The organism is Oceanicola sp. S124, from assembly GCF_000220565.1.
In the GTDB taxonomy this organism is placed as follows: domain Bacteria; phylum Pseudomonadota; class Alphaproteobacteria; order Rhodobacterales; family Rhodobacteraceae; genus Pseudooceanicola.
The window spans coordinates 1-16251 of record NZ_AFPM01000331.1 but is presented as its reverse complement, the minus strand read 5'-3'; the positions used below and the strand labels follow the sequence as shown (position 1 = coordinate 16251).

The 16251-nt window shown below is 69.1% G+C and carries 14 protein-coding genes and 1 pseudogene; 3 read left to right on the top strand and 12 right to left on the bottom strand.

Annotated features, from left to right (window positions below):
- Nucleotides 1-4 precede the first annotated feature (4 nt).
- Genes OS124_RS25725 through OS124_RS0122740 form a run of 6 tightly spaced genes read right to left on the bottom strand, consistent with a single transcriptional unit; the run spans nt 5 to nt 6691 of the window.
- The gene (locus OS124_RS25725) at nt 5-850 is read right to left on the bottom strand and encodes an SDR family NAD(P)-dependent oxidoreductase (protein ID WP_010142346.1); all 846 of its coding nucleotides are present in this window, start codon (nt 848-850) and stop codon (nt 5-7) included.
- A gap of 23 nt (nt 851-873) precedes the next feature.
- The gene (locus OS124_RS0122760; protein WP_010142345.1) at nt 874-1626 is read right to left on the bottom strand and encodes an SDR family NAD(P)-dependent oxidoreductase; all 753 of its coding nucleotides are present in this window, start codon (nt 1624-1626) and stop codon (nt 874-876) included.
- Nucleotides 1616-2614, bottom strand: coding sequence for an acyl-CoA dehydrogenase family protein (locus tag OS124_RS0122755; protein WP_010142344.1), 999 nt, complete (start codon nt 2612-2614; stop codon nt 1616-1618). Before OS124_RS0122755 ends, OS124_RS0122760 begins: the two co-directional genes overlap by 11 nt.
- Before the next feature lie 3 nt (nt 2615-2617).
- Complete coding sequence (locus tag OS124_RS0122750) at nt 2618-3790, bottom strand: acyl-CoA dehydrogenase family protein (RefSeq protein WP_010142343.1); 1173 nt, start codon at nt 3788-3790, stop codon at nt 2618-2620.
- On the bottom strand, nt 3787-5916 hold the full coding sequence (locus tag OS124_RS0122745) for an acetate--CoA ligase family protein (RefSeq protein ID WP_010142342.1): 2130 nt from the start codon (nt 5914-5916) through the stop codon (nt 3787-3789). Before OS124_RS0122745 ends, OS124_RS0122750 begins: the two co-directional genes overlap by 4 nt.
- 1 nt (nt 5917) lies before the next feature.
- Entirely contained in the window at nt 5918-6691 is a 774-nt protein-coding gene (locus OS124_RS0122740) for an enoyl-CoA hydratase/isomerase family protein (RefSeq protein WP_010142341.1), read from the bottom strand.
- Nucleotides 6692-6875: 184 nt separating this feature from the next.
- Here OS124_RS0122740 and OS124_RS0122735 point away from each other — a divergent pair, with 184 nt between their 5' ends.
- Nucleotides 6876-7853, top strand: a complete 978-nt coding sequence (locus OS124_RS0122735; protein WP_029375673.1) for a tripartite tricarboxylate transporter substrate binding protein — start codon at nt 6876-6878, stop codon at nt 7851-7853.
- Between the two features lie 106 nt (nt 7854-7959).
- On the opposite strand, the gene OS124_RS0122730 is transcribed toward OS124_RS0122735, so the two are convergent.
- Nucleotides 7960-8595 (bottom strand): TetR/AcrR family transcriptional regulator, encoded by a 636-nt coding sequence (locus tag OS124_RS0122730; RefSeq protein WP_010142338.1) that lies wholly within the window; start codon nt 8593-8595, stop codon nt 7960-7962.
- Nucleotides 8596-8644: 49 nt separating this feature from the next.
- The gene (locus OS124_RS0122725; RefSeq protein WP_010142337.1) at nt 8645-9577 is read right to left on the bottom strand and encodes a LysR family transcriptional regulator; all 933 of its coding nucleotides are present in this window, start codon (nt 9575-9577) and stop codon (nt 8645-8647) included.
- Nucleotides 9578-9685: 108 nt separating this feature from the next.
- Between OS124_RS0122725 and OS124_RS0122720 the strand changes: the two genes are divergently transcribed.
- Nucleotides 9686-10756 carry an LLM class flavin-dependent oxidoreductase gene (locus OS124_RS0122720; RefSeq protein WP_010142336.1) on the top strand — a complete coding sequence of 357 codons (1071 nt, stop codon included), beginning with the start codon at nt 9686-9688 and terminating at the stop codon, nt 10754-10756.
- A 3-nt stretch (nt 10757-10759) separates the two neighbouring features.
- Complete coding sequence (locus OS124_RS0122715) at nt 10760-11554, top strand: flavin reductase family protein (RefSeq protein WP_010142335.1); 795 nt, start codon at nt 10760-10762, stop codon at nt 11552-11554.
- Between the two features lie 60 nt (nt 11555-11614).
- Here OS124_RS0122715 and OS124_RS0122710 read toward each other — a convergent pair whose 3' ends face one another.
- From OS124_RS0122710 to OS124_RS0122695, 4 genes and pseudogenes are all read right to left on the bottom strand, one after another.
- Entirely contained in the window at nt 11615-12145 is a 531-nt protein-coding gene (locus OS124_RS0122710; RefSeq protein ID WP_010142334.1) for a nuclear transport factor 2 family protein, read from the bottom strand.
- A gap of 450 nt (nt 12146-12595) precedes the next feature.
- A complete protein-coding gene (locus OS124_RS28230; RefSeq protein WP_272941938.1) occupies nt 12596-12718 on the bottom strand; it encodes a hypothetical protein in 123 nt (40 codons plus the stop codon).
- Between the two features lie 357 nt (nt 12719-13075).
- Entirely contained in the window at nt 13076-15799 is a 2724-nt protein-coding gene (locus OS124_RS0122700; protein WP_010142333.1) for a TonB-dependent receptor, read from the bottom strand.
- Nucleotides 15800-15906: 107 nt separating this feature from the next.
- Nucleotides 15907-16251 (bottom strand): annotated as a pseudogene (locus OS124_RS0122695) (DUF4974 domain-containing protein); the annotation flags it as partial.

Sequence of the window (16251 nt, the reverse complement as noted above, 5' to 3'; positions counted from 1 at the left end):
GCGATCAGGTCGGCAGCGATCCCTGGCAGCGGCTGGTCTGCCAGCAGCAGGGTGGCGCCCTGCGCGCGGCGACCGGGCCTGCGGGCCAGGTCATGTCGGGCGCGGTGCCGAGCTGCCCGCCGCCGTCGACCACCAGGGTCTGGCCGCCAAGTGCGGCGCCCGCCGCAGAGCCGAGGAAGGCGACGGCGGCAGCGATGTCCCGGGGCTGGGCAATGCGGCCCAGCGGAATGCCGGCGGCCACGGCCTCGAGGTCGACGCGACCGGCGGCGGCCAGGTCCTCGACCAGCGGGGTCAGGGTGTAGCCCGGCGCAACGGCGCTGACGCGCAGGCCGCGCGGCGCGGCCTCGGCGTCCAGCGCGGCGGTCAGCGCGGTGACGGCGGCCTTGGTGGCGCTGTAGGGGCCGCGCAGGGCCAGCGGGCGATAGGCGGCGCCCGAGGACAGGTTGACGATCCGCCCCCCGGGCGCCAGCAGGCCAAGCGCGGCCTGGCAGATCTTTTCGACGGCGACCAGGTTCAGCTGCACCAGCCGGGCGAAGTCCGCCTCGGGCAGGCAGGCGATGCCGCGTCCGGAGCTGTCGGTCATCCCGGCGTTGTTCACCACCAGGTCCAGCCCGCCCAGGGCCTTGCAGACCTTGCCGGGAAGGGCCTGAGCCTGGGCGGCCTGGGTCAGGTCGATGCTGAAGGCGGCATGGCCGGCGCCCAGCTCGGCGGCGGCCGCATGGGCCCGCGCGCTGTCGATATCCGCCAGCGCGACGCGGTAGCCATCGGCCGCCAGCCGGGTGCAGATCGCCCGACCGATGCCCGAGGCTCCGCCGGTCACCAGGGCGACCTGCTGCCGTTGCTCCTCCATGCTGCCTCCCATGCCGCCGAGCCTCAGGTGATGGCGATGCCGATGCCGCCGTCGGCGGACAGGACCTGGCCGGTGATGAAGTCGCTTTCCTCGCCCAGCAGGTAGCCGATGGCGCGGGCGATATCCTCGACCGTGCCCAGGCGTCCCAGCGGGGTATCGGCGATCCGCTTGGCATCCCGCTCGGCCGAGCGGTGCTTGGCGGTGCCCTCGGTCGGCACGGCAGAGGGCGCCACGGCGTTGACGCGGATGCCACGCGGGCCAAGCTCCACCGCCGAGGCACGGGTCATGCCCATCACGCCCGCCTTGATGCCCGAGTAGACCATCGAACGCGGCGCCGAGCGGAAGCCGGCGGCCGAGGCGACGTTGACGATGGCTCCGCCACGCGTCTCGTCCATGGCGGCGGCGGCCAGCTGGGTCGCCCAGATCACCCCGGTGAAGCCGACGGCCAGCATGCGCTCGACGGTCTCGGGCATGATCTCGGGGATCGCCTGGTAGCGGACCCAGGCGGCGTTGTTCACCAGCCCGTCCAGCCGCCCGGTCTCGGCGACCACCGTGTTGATCGCCGCCTCGATCCCCTCGTAGGTCGAGACGTTCTGGACCACGGGGAAGGCATGGCCCCCGGCGGCGGTGATCGCGGCCACGGCCTCTTCGGCGAACTCGGGCTTCAGGTCGTTGACGCCGACGCTCCAGCCGCGCGCGGCCATGAGCTGCGCCGTCGCCTTGCCGATGCCGTGACCGGCGCCGGTGATGAGAACGGATTTGCTGTCAGACGACATCGGGAACCTCTTCGTACCATTGGTTGGTGGTGCCGGAGATCAGCTCTCCGGCAAGCTGGGCCAGCTGGTCGGCGGCCCGGCCCTGCTGGGCGAGGGCGCGCATCTGGCGCAGGTGGCGGTGCAGCGGCACCTCCCAGGTGAAGCCCATGCCGCCGAAGACCTGGATGGCGCTTTCGGCAACGCCGGGGCCCATGCGGGCGGCGCCCAGCCAGACGGCCTGGCGGGCCAGCGGCGCCGCATCGCCGATATCGGCCAGGGCGCGGGTCAGGCCCATGCGCAGGGTCTCGACCGCCAGCAGGTCGCGCGACAGCCGATGCCGGAGCGCCTGGTAGGAGGACAGGCTGCGCCCGAACTGCACCCGGTCCTGGGCGAAGTCCGCGGCCTGGGACAGGCAGCTTGCGGCAGAGCCGGCGATGAAGGCGGCGCGCAGGATCTGCGCCTCGTCGTTCAGCGCGGCGACCTGCGACGCCGAAAGCCGGATGCCTTCGGGCGCGCCACCAAGGGTGAACTCGGTCGCGGCGCTGTCGGTGTCCAGCGCATCCGACAGGCGGGCGGCGAGCCCGTCGGTCGCGGTCAGCACCGCGGAGCCGTCGGCGCGGAAGACCAGCACCTGCGCCGCGGCAAGGCCGAGCGGCGCGCCGGCGACCTTGCCCTCGGCCTCGGTGCCGAGCCAGGCGATCGTGGCGAGGGTCTCGCCGGCCACCAGCGCAGAGGCCAGTTCGGGGTGATCCCCGGCGAGGGCGCGGGCCAGCAGCATGGTTTCGATGAGCGGGAAGGCCAGCAGCCCGGCACCGGCGGCCTCGAGGATCGGCACGGCGAAGCGCGGCGGCAGGCCGAGGCCGCCGACCGACTCAGGGGCGGTGACACCCAGCAGGCCGGCCTCGGCCAGGGTGGTGGCGCGGGCCGCCACGTCGGGCGCCTCGGCGCAGGCCTGCATCACCGAGCGGGCGGTTTCCTCGAAGTCCTTGGGGTCGAGATCGTCGAACATGGGTCAGGCCGCCTTCTTCAGGTTGAGGATGCGCTTGGCGATGATGTCGAGCTGGATCTCGGTGGTCCCCGCATAGATCGTCTCGGCGCGGGACGCGAGGTAGATCGCCTCCATCCGGGCCTTCACATCCAGCAGGGGCTGGCCGGCATCGGTGGGGAAACGCGACACGATTTCGGCCGCGATGCGGGCGAATTTCTGATGCGATTCAGACCAGTAGAGCTTGGGGAGGCTGCCGCGGGGGCCGATCTGCTCGCCGGCCAGAAGGGCCTCGACCAGGGTTTCCACATGGCCCTTCAGCAGCTCGATCTCGACCCGGATCTCGGCCAGGTCGCGGGCATGGCCCTGCAGGATCGCGAAGGCGCGCGCATCGCTGCGGCAGGCGGCGACCAGCTGGTCCAGCTCGCTCTCGAAGCGCCACGAGCGGTACATGCGGTTGCTGGCCCGCTCGATCGACAGCACGCGGGTTGCCGCGCTCCAGCCTTCGTCGGGGGCGCCCAGCATGTTGGCTTCGTCGACCACCACGTCGTTGAAGAAGACCTCGCAGAAGTGGCTGTGCCCGTCGATGGAGCGGATCTCGCGCACCTCGAGGCCGGGGCTGTCCATCGGCACGGCGAAGAGGACGAGGCCCTTGTGGCGGTCTTCCTTCACGCCGGTACGCGCCAGCAGCAGGCAACGTTGCGACTTGGACGCGCCCGAGGTCCAGATCTTCTGGCCGTTGACCACCCAGCCGTCCCCGGTGCGTTCCGCGCGGGTGCGCAGGGCCGCCAGGTCAGAGCCCGCGCCGGGTTCCGAGAAGCCCTGGCACCAGACGTTCTCCATGTTCAGGATCTTGGGCAGGTAGTCGAGCTTCTGCGCCTCGGTACCGACGGCCTGGATGATCGGGCCGGCCAGTTCCTTGCCGATGGAGTTCACCGCATTGGGCACCGGCGCCAGGCCGATCTCGCGGTTGGCATCGAGGTGTTCGCGCAGGGTCAGCCCATGGCCCCCGTAGGCCTTGGGCCAGGTGATCCCGGCCAGGCCGGCGCGGTACATGGCAGCCTCGAAGGCCTTCAGCTCATCCAGGGTGGCCGGGGTCTGGTGCAGCCGGTCGGTGCGCAGGTTGCCGGTCAGGTTCTGTTGCAGCCAGCTGCGGGCCATGGCGCCATAGGCGCCGGGGTCTTGGGGGGCGGTCGTCATTCGGCGGCCTCCTGGCGGGGGGTGACGGAGGGGATGATCAGCGCATCCAGGGCGATGGCGCCCTGACCCTGGGGACGGGCCAGCAGCGGGTTGATGTCGATCTCGGCCACATCGGCAGCATGGCGGGCTGCGAAGACCGAGAGGTCGACGATGGCCTGTTCCAGTACCTCGAGGTCGGCGGGGGCCCGGCCCCGCGCGCCGTTCAGCAGCGGGAAGGCACGCAGCTCGCGCAGCATCTGCGCCGCCTCGACCCGGCTGACCGGCGCGAGGCGCAGGGCAGTGTCCTCGAAGATCTCGGCGAAGATGCCGCCAAGACCGACCATGACGACGGGACCGAAGGTCGGGTCGGTGGTGGTGCCGAGGATCAGTTCCGTCCCGCCCGAGGTCATGGGAGAGATCAGCACGCCGTCGATCACCGCCTCGGGGGCATGTTGCGCGGCGGCGGCGATGATCCGCTCGAAGGCGGCGCGGGCGGCCTCGGGGCCCGAAACGCCCAGCTCGACGCCGCCGATGTCGGACTTGTGCTGGATGTCGGGCGACAGGATCTTCAGCGCCATGGCGCCGCCAAGGGTGGTGGCCGCCGCGGCGGCCTCCTCGGCGGTGGTGGCGGTGATTTCCTGCGCGAAGGGCAGGCCGGCGGCGGCCAGGGTGGCGCGGGCGGTGGCCTCGTTGCGGCAGGCCCCGGGGGCGAGCTTGGCGGCGGCGATCACCGGCAGGGCGGCCTGGCTCTGCCCGGCGATGGCCTCGAGACGGCCCAGGGCGGCGATGCCGGCCATGGCGGCGTCGATGGTGGGGAAGCAGACGACGCCAAGCGCGGAAAGCTCCTGCACCGCATCGGCGGGCCCCGAGACGCAGGCAACCAGCGTGCGGTCGGGATGGCGGCGGGTGACCTCGGCCAGCGCGGCGGTGAAGACCGAGCGCAGGCGCGGGATTTCCATGCTGAGGGCCAGCATCAGGCAGAGGGTCGAGTTCGCCTTGTCCTCCATCACCGCGTCCAGCAGTTCGCCGAGGATGTCGGGATCGGCCGACATCTGCGCGGTGGCGTCGATGGGATTGGCGGCAGAGGCAAGCGGCAGGGCCCTGTTGATGCGGGCGCGGGCAGCCTCGCCCAGGGGGTTCACGGCGATCCCGTTGGCGGCGGCGGCATCGGCCATCATCACGCCGAAGCCCCCAGAGGCGGCGATCACCGCGACCGAGGGCCGGGTGCCGATGCGCCGGGCGCCCTTGGCCTCGGCAGCGGCGCCGACCTGGACCAGTTCTTCCAGAGAATGCACCCGCACGGCGCCATGACGGGCGAAGACGGCGTCATAGACCCGGTCACTGCCGGCCAGACCGCCGGTATGGGACAGGGCGGCCTGCTGTCCGGCCTCGGACACGCCGATCTTCAGCGCGATCACCGGCTTGCCGGCGGCGCGGGCGCGATCCAGCGCGGCGGTCAGACGACCGGCATCGCGGCAGGTTTCCAGGCAGCAGAGAATCACCTTCGTCTCGTCGTCGCCGGCCAGCCAGTCGATGGCATCTGCGGCCTGGACGTCGGCCTCGTTTCCGGTGGCGATGAAGCGCGCCACCCCGGCGCCGCTTTCGCCCAGCAGACGCAGCGCGGCGCTGCCGATGTTGCCGCTCTGCGAGACGATGGAGATCCCGCCCGAGCGCGGCATCTGCTGTTCCAGCGCGATGGAGAAGGTGCCGATGGCACGGTTGCGCACACCGATGGCGCCCAGGCAGTTCGGCCCGACGATGCGCATGCCCGAGGCGGCGGCGATCTCGGTCACCCGGTGCTGCAGGGCGAGGCCCTCGGGCCCGCTTTCCGCGAAACCGGCGCTGAGCACGATGGCGGCGGGCACACCCATGGCGGCAGCCTGTTCCAGCACCGCGACGGCGCTGGCGCCGGGCACCGCGACCAGGATCAGGTCAGGCACGCCGGGCAGCGCGTCGAGCGCGGCAAAGGCGGGCAGGCCCTGGATTTCATCGGCCTTGGGGTTCACCGGCCAGATCTGACCGGCATAGCCGTGCTTGATCAGCATGTGGACGGGGCGCCCGCCGGTCTTGGTCGGGTTCGATGAGGCGCCGATCACCGCAATGGAGCCGGGCTGGAAGATCGCCGTCAGGCCTGTCGGTCGGGTCATCTCAGCGCCCCTTGAACACGGGGGCACGCTTTTCCAGGAAGGCCATGCGGGCCTCCTTCGCGTCCTCGGTGCGCGACAGCGCCATGGTGTAGTTCTGCTCCAGCCGGTAGGCGTCGCGCTGCGGCATGTTCTCGACCATGTTGGCGGCCTGCTTGGCGTAGTTGATCGCCAGGGGCGCCTTCGAGGCGATCTCCTGGGCGACTTCCATCGCGGTCGGGATCAGGGCCTCGGGGGTGGTCACCTCCTCGATGATCGACCGCGCCTTCAGCTCGGCGGCCGTCAGGCGGGCGCCGGTGAAGAACATCCGCCGGGTGGTCGAGCGCCCGAAGAGCGAATGCAGCATCGAGGCGCCGCCGGCGAGGCCGACGTTGATCTCGGGCATGCCGAAGACGGCGTTCTCGGAGGCATAGAAGATGTCGCAGGCGGCCATCAGCCCCAGGCCGGCGCCAAGCGCGGCGCCGTTGACGGCGGCGACCACGGGCTTGGAGCATTCCTTGATGGCGTTGCCGGTCTCGCGGGTCATGCGGTTGTGTTCGAGGAAATCGCCGGGATTGGCGGGATCGGGGCGGTCCTTCAGGTCGGCGCCGGCGCAGAAGGTCTTGCCCGCCGCGGTCAGCACCGCGCAGCGCACGTCGTCCCGCTGGGAGATCTCGTCGAAGATCTCGATGATCTCGCGCCGGGTCTGCCGATCAAGGGCGTTAACGGGGGGGCGGTTCAGGGTGACCAGGGCCACCATGCCGTCCATTTCCACACGTACGTTCTGCTTGTCGAACACGTCATCCTCCCTCTGAAGTGTCGCCTGACCGACCGGTCAGTCGCTAATTTGGGTAGCAACAGAAATATGAACACGCAACAAGATTCTCTCTGAAATTTTGGATTGACTGACCGGACGGTCAGGGCTTAGCGTCTGGAAGTTGCCGGGCAGGAGGGCCCGGAAAGATCCCGGGAGGAGGACAGACATGTTCCGTGCAGATCGCAGAAATATCGTTAAATCCCTAGGTGTTGCAGTCGCCCTGGCGGCGGCGCCCACGGTGTCGCTGGCGCAGTCCGGTGATCCGGTGACCCTGGTCGTGCCCTATGGCGGCGGCGGGCTGATCGACGGCCTGGTGCGCGAGATCGGCGAAAAGATGGCCGCCGAGCTGGACCAGCCGGTCGTGGTCGAGAACAAGCCCGGCTCGAACGGGATCATCGGGGCGAACTACGCCGCCTCGGCGCGTCCGGACGGGCTGACCTATTTCGTCGGCGCCACCGGCCCGCTGTCGCTGAACGTCATGCTGCGTCAGGGCCTGCCCTTCAGCATGGACAGCTTCGTGCCCGTCGGCACCATGATGAGCGGTCCGCTGACCGTCACCGTGCCGACCGAGATGGGCGTCGACGACCTGGACGGGCTGAAGGCCCACGCCATGGAAAGCGGCAAGCCGCTGCGCTACGCGACCCTGGGACCGGGCAGCGTCACCCATCTCTTCGGCATGGTGCTGCAGGGCGCGCTGGACGTGCCGATGGTCGACGTGGCCTATCGGGACAACCCCTCGATGATCCCCGATCTGCTGAATGGTCAGAATGATCTGAACTTCTCGACCCCGATCTCTCTGATCAAGTACCAGGACGAGGGCAGCGTGAAGATCCTCGCCATCTCCTCGCCCGAGCGGAACGAGCTGTTCCCCGACATCCCGACCACGACCGAACTCGGCTACCCCGAGCTGGTTTCGTCGTTCTGGTTCGGCCTGCTGGCGCCGGCGGGCACCCCCGAGGAAGAGGTTTCGCGCGTCAGCGCCGCGCTGCAGACGGCGATGTCGGACGCGGCCCTGCAAGAGCGCATGGTCAAGGTTGGCCTGACCCCGCAGGTGGGCGGCGCCGATGCGATGCAGGCGCAGCTCGACTGGGACCAGGAGTTCTGGGGTGGCGTGATCAGCGAGAACGGGATCACCCTGAACTGATCCGCGCCGCCTGGGTCCGGTCCGGACCGGCGCAAGACCCGCAAAGGAAAACCCCGGAGCCTCGGCTTCGGGGTTTTTGTCTGGCGGTCCGGCTGGTGGATGCGGCTCAGCGGGGGGGGCGCCGTATCACGCCGTTCAGCACGATATCGGCGTAGGCGTCGGCGATCTGCTGGGCGGTCTTGTCGCCGTCGGGGCTCCACCAGCGGTGCATCCAGTTGATGCCCGAGAGGATCAGCCGGCCGGTGATCGCGGGATCGACCTCTTCGAATTCCCCGCTGTCGACACCTTCGCGAATCAGGTCGCGCAGGCGTTCCTCGAACTGGCGACGCCGGGCGACTCGAATCTCCATCCGGTGCCGGTCGGGGTCGGACCAGAAGGCGGTGCTGGCGGCCATCCAGGCGGTGCGGTGCTCGGCGAAGAAGGTCGCGGCGGCCCGCATGTAGGCCCGCACCTTGTCCGCGGCTGTGCCATCCGCCGGAATGCGCTCTTCGACGAAGGTGTTCAGGTGCTGCGTCGCCATGAAGGCGATCCGGGCGTAGATGTCGTCCTTGCTCTTGAAATGGTGATAGAGCAGCGCCTTGGACACGCCCGCGGCCTGCGAGATGTCGCGCATCGACGTGGCTTCGAAGCCCTTTTCGGCGAAGAGCCGGGCGCCGACATCCAGCAGGCCGCGGACGCGCTCGCTTGTCTCTTCCTCGTCCGCCGGCCGACCGGCCAGCTGGTCCGAAACCTCTGTAGTCATGATTGTTCCCTACCTTCCGGCCCCAAACTGACCGCGGCTGACCGGTCGGTCAAGCCACCGGGCCGAAACCATCGCCATTCCGTAGCGCATCGGACCAATTGCGCACCACGAAGTCGATGTAGACGCGCAGCTTGCCGGGCAGGTAGCTCGATTCGCGATAGGTCACGAAGACCCCCTCGTCGAAGGTGGCATTGGTCACCCGGATCTCGGGCAAGAGCTGCACGAGCCGCCCGGCGGCGAGGTGATCGGCCACGGTGTAGTCGTCCAGAAGGGCAATGCCACGCCCGGCCAGCGCCATGTTCAGAAGCACCAGACCGTTGTTGCTGACGAAGGCGCAGGTCATCGGCAGCTCGATCTCGCCGTCGGGCAGGCGGAAGCGCCAGTAGACCGGCTCGTTGCTGATCCAGTAGCCGAGGCAGGCGTGACCGGCCAGATCCGTGGGGGCGCGGGGCGTGCCGTGGCGGGACAGGTAGTCGGGCGAGGCGACGAGGATGCGCCGCGACAGGAACAGGCGCCGGCGTACGAGGCCGGCCTCGGTCGGCGGAGCGATGCGGAAATCGAGGTCGAAGCCATCCTCGCGCATCCGGGCCGGGGTCTCGGAAAGGTGCAGGTCGACCACCAGGTCGGGATAGGCATCGCTGAAGGCGGGTTGCAGGCGTGACAGGACCGAGACGCCGAACATGGTGCGGGAATGAACCCGCAGCAGCCCGTGCGGACGCTCCTGCCGGTCCGCCGCCGCCGTATCGGCCGCGCGCACGCTGTCGAGGATGTCACGGGCGTCCTGCAGGTACCGCTCGCCGTTCTCGGTCAGGGTCACGGCGCGGGTCGAGCGGTGCAGCAGGCTGACGCCAAGCTGGCCCTCGAGGTCGTCGATGCGGCGGGTCACGCTGGCCGGGGACAGCCCGTAGTGCCGCCCCGCCGCCGAAAAGCTGCCCTGTTCCGCGGTGGCCACGAAAAGCTCCATCGCGCGTAGCTTGTCCATCTGGTCGCCTTTTCACTTTCCGAAAAGCTGCCATTGGAATTTCGGACATTATCCCCCTTTGTGCAAGAAGCTACGCTGAAGACAGATGTTTTTGGAGGAGGACACATCATGGATTTCGGTGCATTCATCCTGGCGCAGCAGCGCGGCTATCATCAGGACTCCCACACGGTCATCGCCAATTCGGTCGAGCAGACGGTGATGGCCGAACAGGCCGGGTTCTCGAACGCCTGGTACGCGGAACACCACTTCAACAACTACTCTCTGTCGCCCTCGCCGCTGATGATGGTGGCCCATTGCGCCGGCAAGACCAGCACGATCCGCCTCGGCTCGGCGGTCTGCATCCTGCCGCTCTATCACGCGCCGCGCTTCCTGGCCGAGATCGGCCTTGTCGACTCGCTGTCTGACGGCCGTCTGGAGCTGGGCATCGGCTCGGGCTACCAGCAATTCGAATTCGAGCGCTTCGGCACCTCGCTGGCCGAGGCCGGCAAGATGTTCGAGGAATACCTCGACGTCATCCCGATGGCGCTGAAGCAGAAGATCTTCGAGTACCACGGTCAGTATCTCGATATCCTGCCCAGCTCGATCGCCGTGCGCCCGGTGCAAGAGCCGATGCCGCCGATCTGGGTGACCACCGGCAACCCGATGATCCGCCAGCGCGCCTTCCGCGAGGGGCACAACCTCTTCGTCACCGCCCTGCTGGGGGGCCTCGACGCGATCAAGGGTCTGCGCGAGAAGCTGGACGCCGACATGGAGGCCGTCGGCACCGATGGCAAGAACACCCGCATCGGTTTCCTGCGCTGCGGCTATGCCAGCGACAACCAGGCCGAGATCGACAGCTATCTCGAGAACGCCCAGTTCCAGCGCCGCCTGTCTTTCAGCCTGAAGGAGCGCACCCAGCAGACCGAAGACGGCTACCTGATGAAGGAGATCCCGCACCCGACGGACATGTCCTTCGAGGACATGCAGAAGAACCTGCCGATCGGCAGCGTCAACTACGTAATCGAGCGGATGATCGAGGAAATCGAGATCCTGCGCCCCGATCACATTGCGCTGCAGACCCAGCTGGGCGACTTCGACCAGAAGACCATGCTGAAGCAGATGGAACTCTGGGGCGACAAGATCATCCCGGCGATCCAGAAAGCGGTCGGTCCCTCGGTCAAGCTTTCGGCGGCGGAGTGAGCCATGCGGATCGTCCTGAAAGCAGGTGTGCCGGCCCGCCTCGAAGGGGCCGGCGACTTCCGCCGCTTCTCGGTCGCGCTTGATCCCCGCCTTCAGGGGGATCTGCGCGCCGCCGCTGCCGCCATCGGCCATGCCGAGGGGGACCATGTCTGGGTCCGTCCCGACGCCGTGCGCGCCCTCAGTGCGCAGGCGGGAGATCCGGCCTGGGTCGAGGGGTTCTCGGCCATGCAGGAGTATGCCCGCGCCCACGGCTGGGTCGATCCTTCGGGCTGCATCCGTGCCCATGTCGAGGTTCTGGAAGAGCCCGCGCCGGTCTCGGTCGATGCCTTCCGCCAGGCCATGCGCCGCTTCGCCTCGGGGGTCTGCATCGTGGCCACCGGCGAGGGGGAGCAGCGCACCGGCATGACCGTCTCGGCCTTCTCCTCGGTTTCGGCCGAGCCGCCGCTGGTGCTGGTCTGCCTGAACCGATCGGCCGGGTCGCATGACAGCCTGGTCGGGGCTGGCAGCTACAGCATCAACATCCTCGGCGCCGGTCAGCAGGAAGAAGCCATGCTCTTCGCCGGTCAGCGCGGTCTGCACGGTGCCAAGCGCTTCGGTGCCGACTGGCGGCAAAGCGACAGTGGCGCGCCGGTGCTGACCAGCGCCCATCACACGCTGGTCTGCCGGAGCGAGGCGCAACATCCCGCCGGCAGCCACACGGTGCTGATCGGACGGGTGATCGACATCCTTCCCGGTCGCGGCGGTGCGGCGCTGGTGAACTATGATGGCGCCATGGGCGTGACCTCTCACGCCGCCTGACATTCTCCTCCCCGTCAGGGCGTCATGGGGCGGGTGGCTTGCCACCCGCCCCTTCTGCATTCAGTCGTCCAGGCCCAGTGTGGCCATCCGGTAGACCGGATCATCCGGGAAGACCCCGCCGATCGGGGTGCGCGGCCCGAACCTCTCGGCCTCGCTGCCTTCGGGCAGAGGCTGGGGCTCGACCCAGTCGTAGACCACCGTCCGCCGCGCCACCCGCCATTCCGTGCCCCGCAGCTGGAACAGGTCGCAGTAGCGCCCGCTCAGCATGACCTGCCGCGTGACGCCGTCGGGGCCGCTGCCCCGTTGCAGGGCCAGGAAATAGCTTTCGACCTCGGCCTCGGTCTCGCTGCGGAAGGAGATCAGGATGTTGGTGACGTGATGGATGTTGCGCGGTGCCCGCGCCCAGGCCTCGCGGACCCGTTCGTAGAAGACCTCGACGGGGCCGCTGGTCGCGCCGTGGCAATCCTCGGCATCCTCCCAGTAGCTTGACCGCAGGGCTGCTTCGTCGGCGCGGTCGATCCCGCGCGCATAGCGGTAGAGGCAGTCACGAATGGCTTCGCGCGCCTGCAGCTCTTCCAGTGGTGTCCACATGCTTTCTCTCTCCCTCGATTGCCTGAGGAGGATATCGCCCAGAGATCTGGAATTGAACGGCTTTTCGGAGTTGGAGCGGCCAAGGACAGCCAATTCCGAGGGATATTCGCCGCCCGGGGAACCTGCGTCCGCCCGAGGTGATCGCGCGCATCCGCATGCAGGCCCACTTCGATGTGATGGAGCCTACCCAGGCCGGCATTTCCTCGGTGACGGCCGGGCGGCTCTGGGTCAGTTCGGGGGGCTCTTCCGGCGGACCCTCCAGCGGTGCGGTGCTGTCGGTCCTCTGGCAGGCGCCTGGCCTGCCGCTGCGCGTCAGCCCCGGAAGTGGCGGGCCGACCTTCGCGGTCTCGTCTGATGGTCCTGACCCGTGCCGCCTTGCGGAGCCGGATCCGGTGCCGTTCACCCCGATCGACGGAAAGTCGGGGTCGGCGGTCTGCGGGAACCCGGGGATCAGGCCAGGTAGTGCACGACGGCGAGGAAGATGGCGGCACCGGCGAGCAGTTCGAGCGCCTGAGCGCGGACCCAGCGGCGGTTCTTCTGCTGGCTGGCGAGTTCGATTTCGTGCTTGCTCATGTCGCTGTTCCCTCTGTGAAAGTGTGAGTTAACCATACCGTCGTTAACCCTGAGGGGGGAGGGCTGCGGGGGGGTAATCCGGGGCGCTTTGGGGGACGCGGGATAGCTCTTCCGGCGCGGATTGGGACAGGCGGTTGGGCGGCCCTATCCCTTGGGATAGGGGCATCTTGAAGGGGCCACGAGAGCGCCGCAATTGCGCCTCATTTCCGCCGGGCGGGGGCCCTGATCGGGCGGCGACGGCGGGGGGCGATGCGCCCGGGGCGCGGTGATTCGCAGCCAAAGGGGGCTGAAACGCCAAGGGACCGGCGGGTGAACCCGCCAGTCCCCGGACGTCAGGTCGCGGGCAGCGCCCCGGCCTCAGAAGTTGGCGGTCAGCCCGGCATAGAGCGTGCGGCCCGGCCCCGGTTGCGTGGTCAGGCCAAGCGGGTCGATGTAGAAGCGGTCGGTCAGGTTGTCGACGCGCAGCCGGGCGGTCACGGTATCGTTGATCTCGTACTCGGCGAAGGCATCGACCAGCGTGTAGGGCTCCCAGTCGACCAGCGAGATGAAGGCCGAAGCCCCGGTGGCGGTCACGTCGCCATGGCCGATGGCACGCGGGCCGACATGGGTGACGCGGCCGCCGAGGGTCAGGCGCTCGTCCATGAAGCTCTGGGTCAGCGACAGGCTGAGGCTGTATTCGGGCGGCACCTGGTTGGTTGCATAGTCACCGTAGAGCGACCTGGAGTCGCAGGTGTCGGCGGTGCGGCAGAAGGTGACCTCGGTATAGTAGTTGGCCGAGATATCCGCCTGGAAGCCGCCCCAGCGGTAGCTGGCCGCCAGCTCGAGCCCGTTGAACCGGGCCTGGTGGATGTTGTCGATCTCGATCCACAGCGGGAACTGCGCGTCCGGATCCACGGTCACCACGCGGCCGAGGTAGTCGTCGACCGTCCAGTTGAAGTAGCTCAGCTTGAAGCCCGCCTGATCCTCGGCGGCCAGCAGCCCCTCGCGCAGGAAGTTTGCCCCCAGCTCCCAGTTGCGCGAGCGTTCGGGTGTCACGTCCTCGTTGATGCTGAAGGTGAAGGCGGTGGCGGATTCATAGATGTTGGGCTGGCGCAGCGTGTCGGAGTAGGTGGCGAAGAGCTGCCAGTCGCGGTTGACCTGCGCGGTCAGTCCAAGGGTGCCGCCCCAGCCACCGCTGTCGCGGGAGACGCCGTAGGTATGGGTCGCTCCGCGGTCGGTCTCGGGATCGGTGTTGCGGTCCTCGGACCAGTAGTGCTGGTAGCGCAGCCCGCCGTTCACGGTCAGCCAGTCGGTGGCCTCCCATTCCGCCTTGGTGAAGGCGACGATCTCGTCGCGGCGCGCATCGCGCAGGTCCAGCCAGCCCTCGACCTCCTTGGTGCCGGGGGTAGGGCGGGTGTCTTCCATCTTCCAGCTGGCACCGTAGGTCAGGGCCAGCGGCCCGGCGCCGGTGTCCAGCCGCGAGGTATTGCCGAGCGTGGCGCCCATCATCACCGTCTCGCTGCCCGGCAGGAAGTCGGCGGGCAGGCCGTAGGTCTCGGGGTCGCGCCCGAGGCCGCGCGGCGCGTTGCGCTGTTCAAGCCGGGTCAGGTAGAAGGTCGCGTCGAGGTCGATCAGCCCGGTCTCGGCCGGCTGCCAGCTGTAGCCCAGGGTCAGGCTGTCCAGGTCTGTCTCGGTCATCTGCTCGCGCTGCGTGGCGCTGGTCTCGGGGCCGTACTGGCGGCTGGCCATCACGTCGCCATTGCGCCCACGGAAGCCGTTGTAGCCGAGCTCCAGCCGCTGCCCCTCGCCGAAGGTCCAGCCGCCCTTGGCCAGCAGGCTGCGGCTTTCGGACTGCGAGTTCAGCACCTCTTCCCCGGCGCGGTAGTTGGCGATGCCGGTATTGGCGACGTAGTCCGGGTAGGCGCCGGGAATGCAGGTCGTGGTGTAGCACAGGTCACGCGGTCCCGTGCTGAGCGGGTTCGAGACCGGCCCCTCGGTGCCGGCGTGGTAGTTGCCGCGCGCGCGGTGCGAGAAACCCAGCAGGAAGTCGCTGTCCTCGCCCTTGTAGGCGCCCAGCAGGGACCAGGCGGTATCGGTGGCCTCGAAGGTGCCGGGCCGGTTCATGCCGGTGGCATTGGGCGTGGCGCTGCCCGGCTGGCCGATCCGGTTCGAATAGGCATAGCCCGAGCGGTTGCCGGCCACCGGCGTCGAGGTATTGCCGCTGAACTCGAGGTTGAGGCGGAAGCCGACGGTCTCGCCGGGCTTGACGATGTCCCCGGCGCGCAGGGTCCGCATGGCGACCTGGCCGCCATTGGCGAAGGAGGCGACGTCGGCGCCCTTGTTGATCTCGATCTCGGCGATGAAGTCCGGGTCGACATAGCTGCGGTTCGAGACCCCCTGGTAGCCCTGGTAGACCATCAGCGTGTTCTCGGCCCCGTCCACCGTCGCGGCGACCCGGCCCATGCCCTGCAGGCCCCGGATGTTTGGGTCGATGGAGCCCGCCCCGTTGCGCGCTTCGCCCGAAAGCACGCCGGGTTCGCCGCGGAACATGTCGGCGGGCCCGGCGCCGCGATACCGCTCAAGCTCGTCGCGACCGATATAGGCGGCGCCGCCGGGCAGGGCGTAGATGCCCAGCTCTCCGTCGCTGGTGCCCTGGACGCGGATCGGATCCAGCAGCAGGGCGTCTGCGGGCAGGGCGCTGAACGGCCCGGTCGTGTCCGTGTCGGAGATGGTCACGGTATTGGGGCCGGTGAAACTGTGGCTCAGCCCGGTGCCGAGCAGCAGCGCGGCAAAGGCGGCGTCGGGCGCGTAGCTGCCGCGCAACGCCGTGCTGCGCTTGCCGCTCAGCGCCGAAGAGGCCACGATCAGCCGCATGCCGGTCTGATCCGCCAGCCGGGTCAGCGCCGTGCCGAGCGGCTGCGCGGGGATATCCAGGGTGATCCGCTGCTGCGCGGCCACCGCGCTCTGGGCGCGGGCCGCCATCGGCAGGGACGTGGCCGCGAGCGTCGCGGCAGTACAGAGCATCATGGTCCCGAGGGTGGGGCGCCACAGCAGGCGGGTCGTGCTGGCGGCGTCACGGGGCCGGCGGGTATCTTGTTTCATCGGTCGTCTTCCGGTGTGTCTGGGTCGCTGGCTGTGCCTCCGGGACATGGCTTTCATCTACCAGACGACCCGGTGGCGCCGACCTTGCACCCCATGCCGAAGATTTTTCACGCCGACTGGATGATCGCCAGCATCGGCACCCGGCGGATGCGCAGCGGCAGGGACAGTGCCATGCTGTCGAGGAGGCCCTCCGGGTCGGCCAGGTCGAAGATCCCGGTCACCTCCAGCCTGGCGAGGGCCTCTGTGGCGATCAGGATGCGCCCGCCGCGATAGCGCTCGATCTCGGCCACGAGATCCGAAAGCCGCCGGCCATCGAAGATCAGCTTGCCGCGCCGCCAGGCGGTTTCCGCGTCCAGGTCGACCGGCTCGACCGCGCCGAGGGTGCCATCACCTCCGACACGCAGGCGGGACGCCCCGGGCAGCGTCAGGCGGCGGCCGCCGAGGGTGATCCC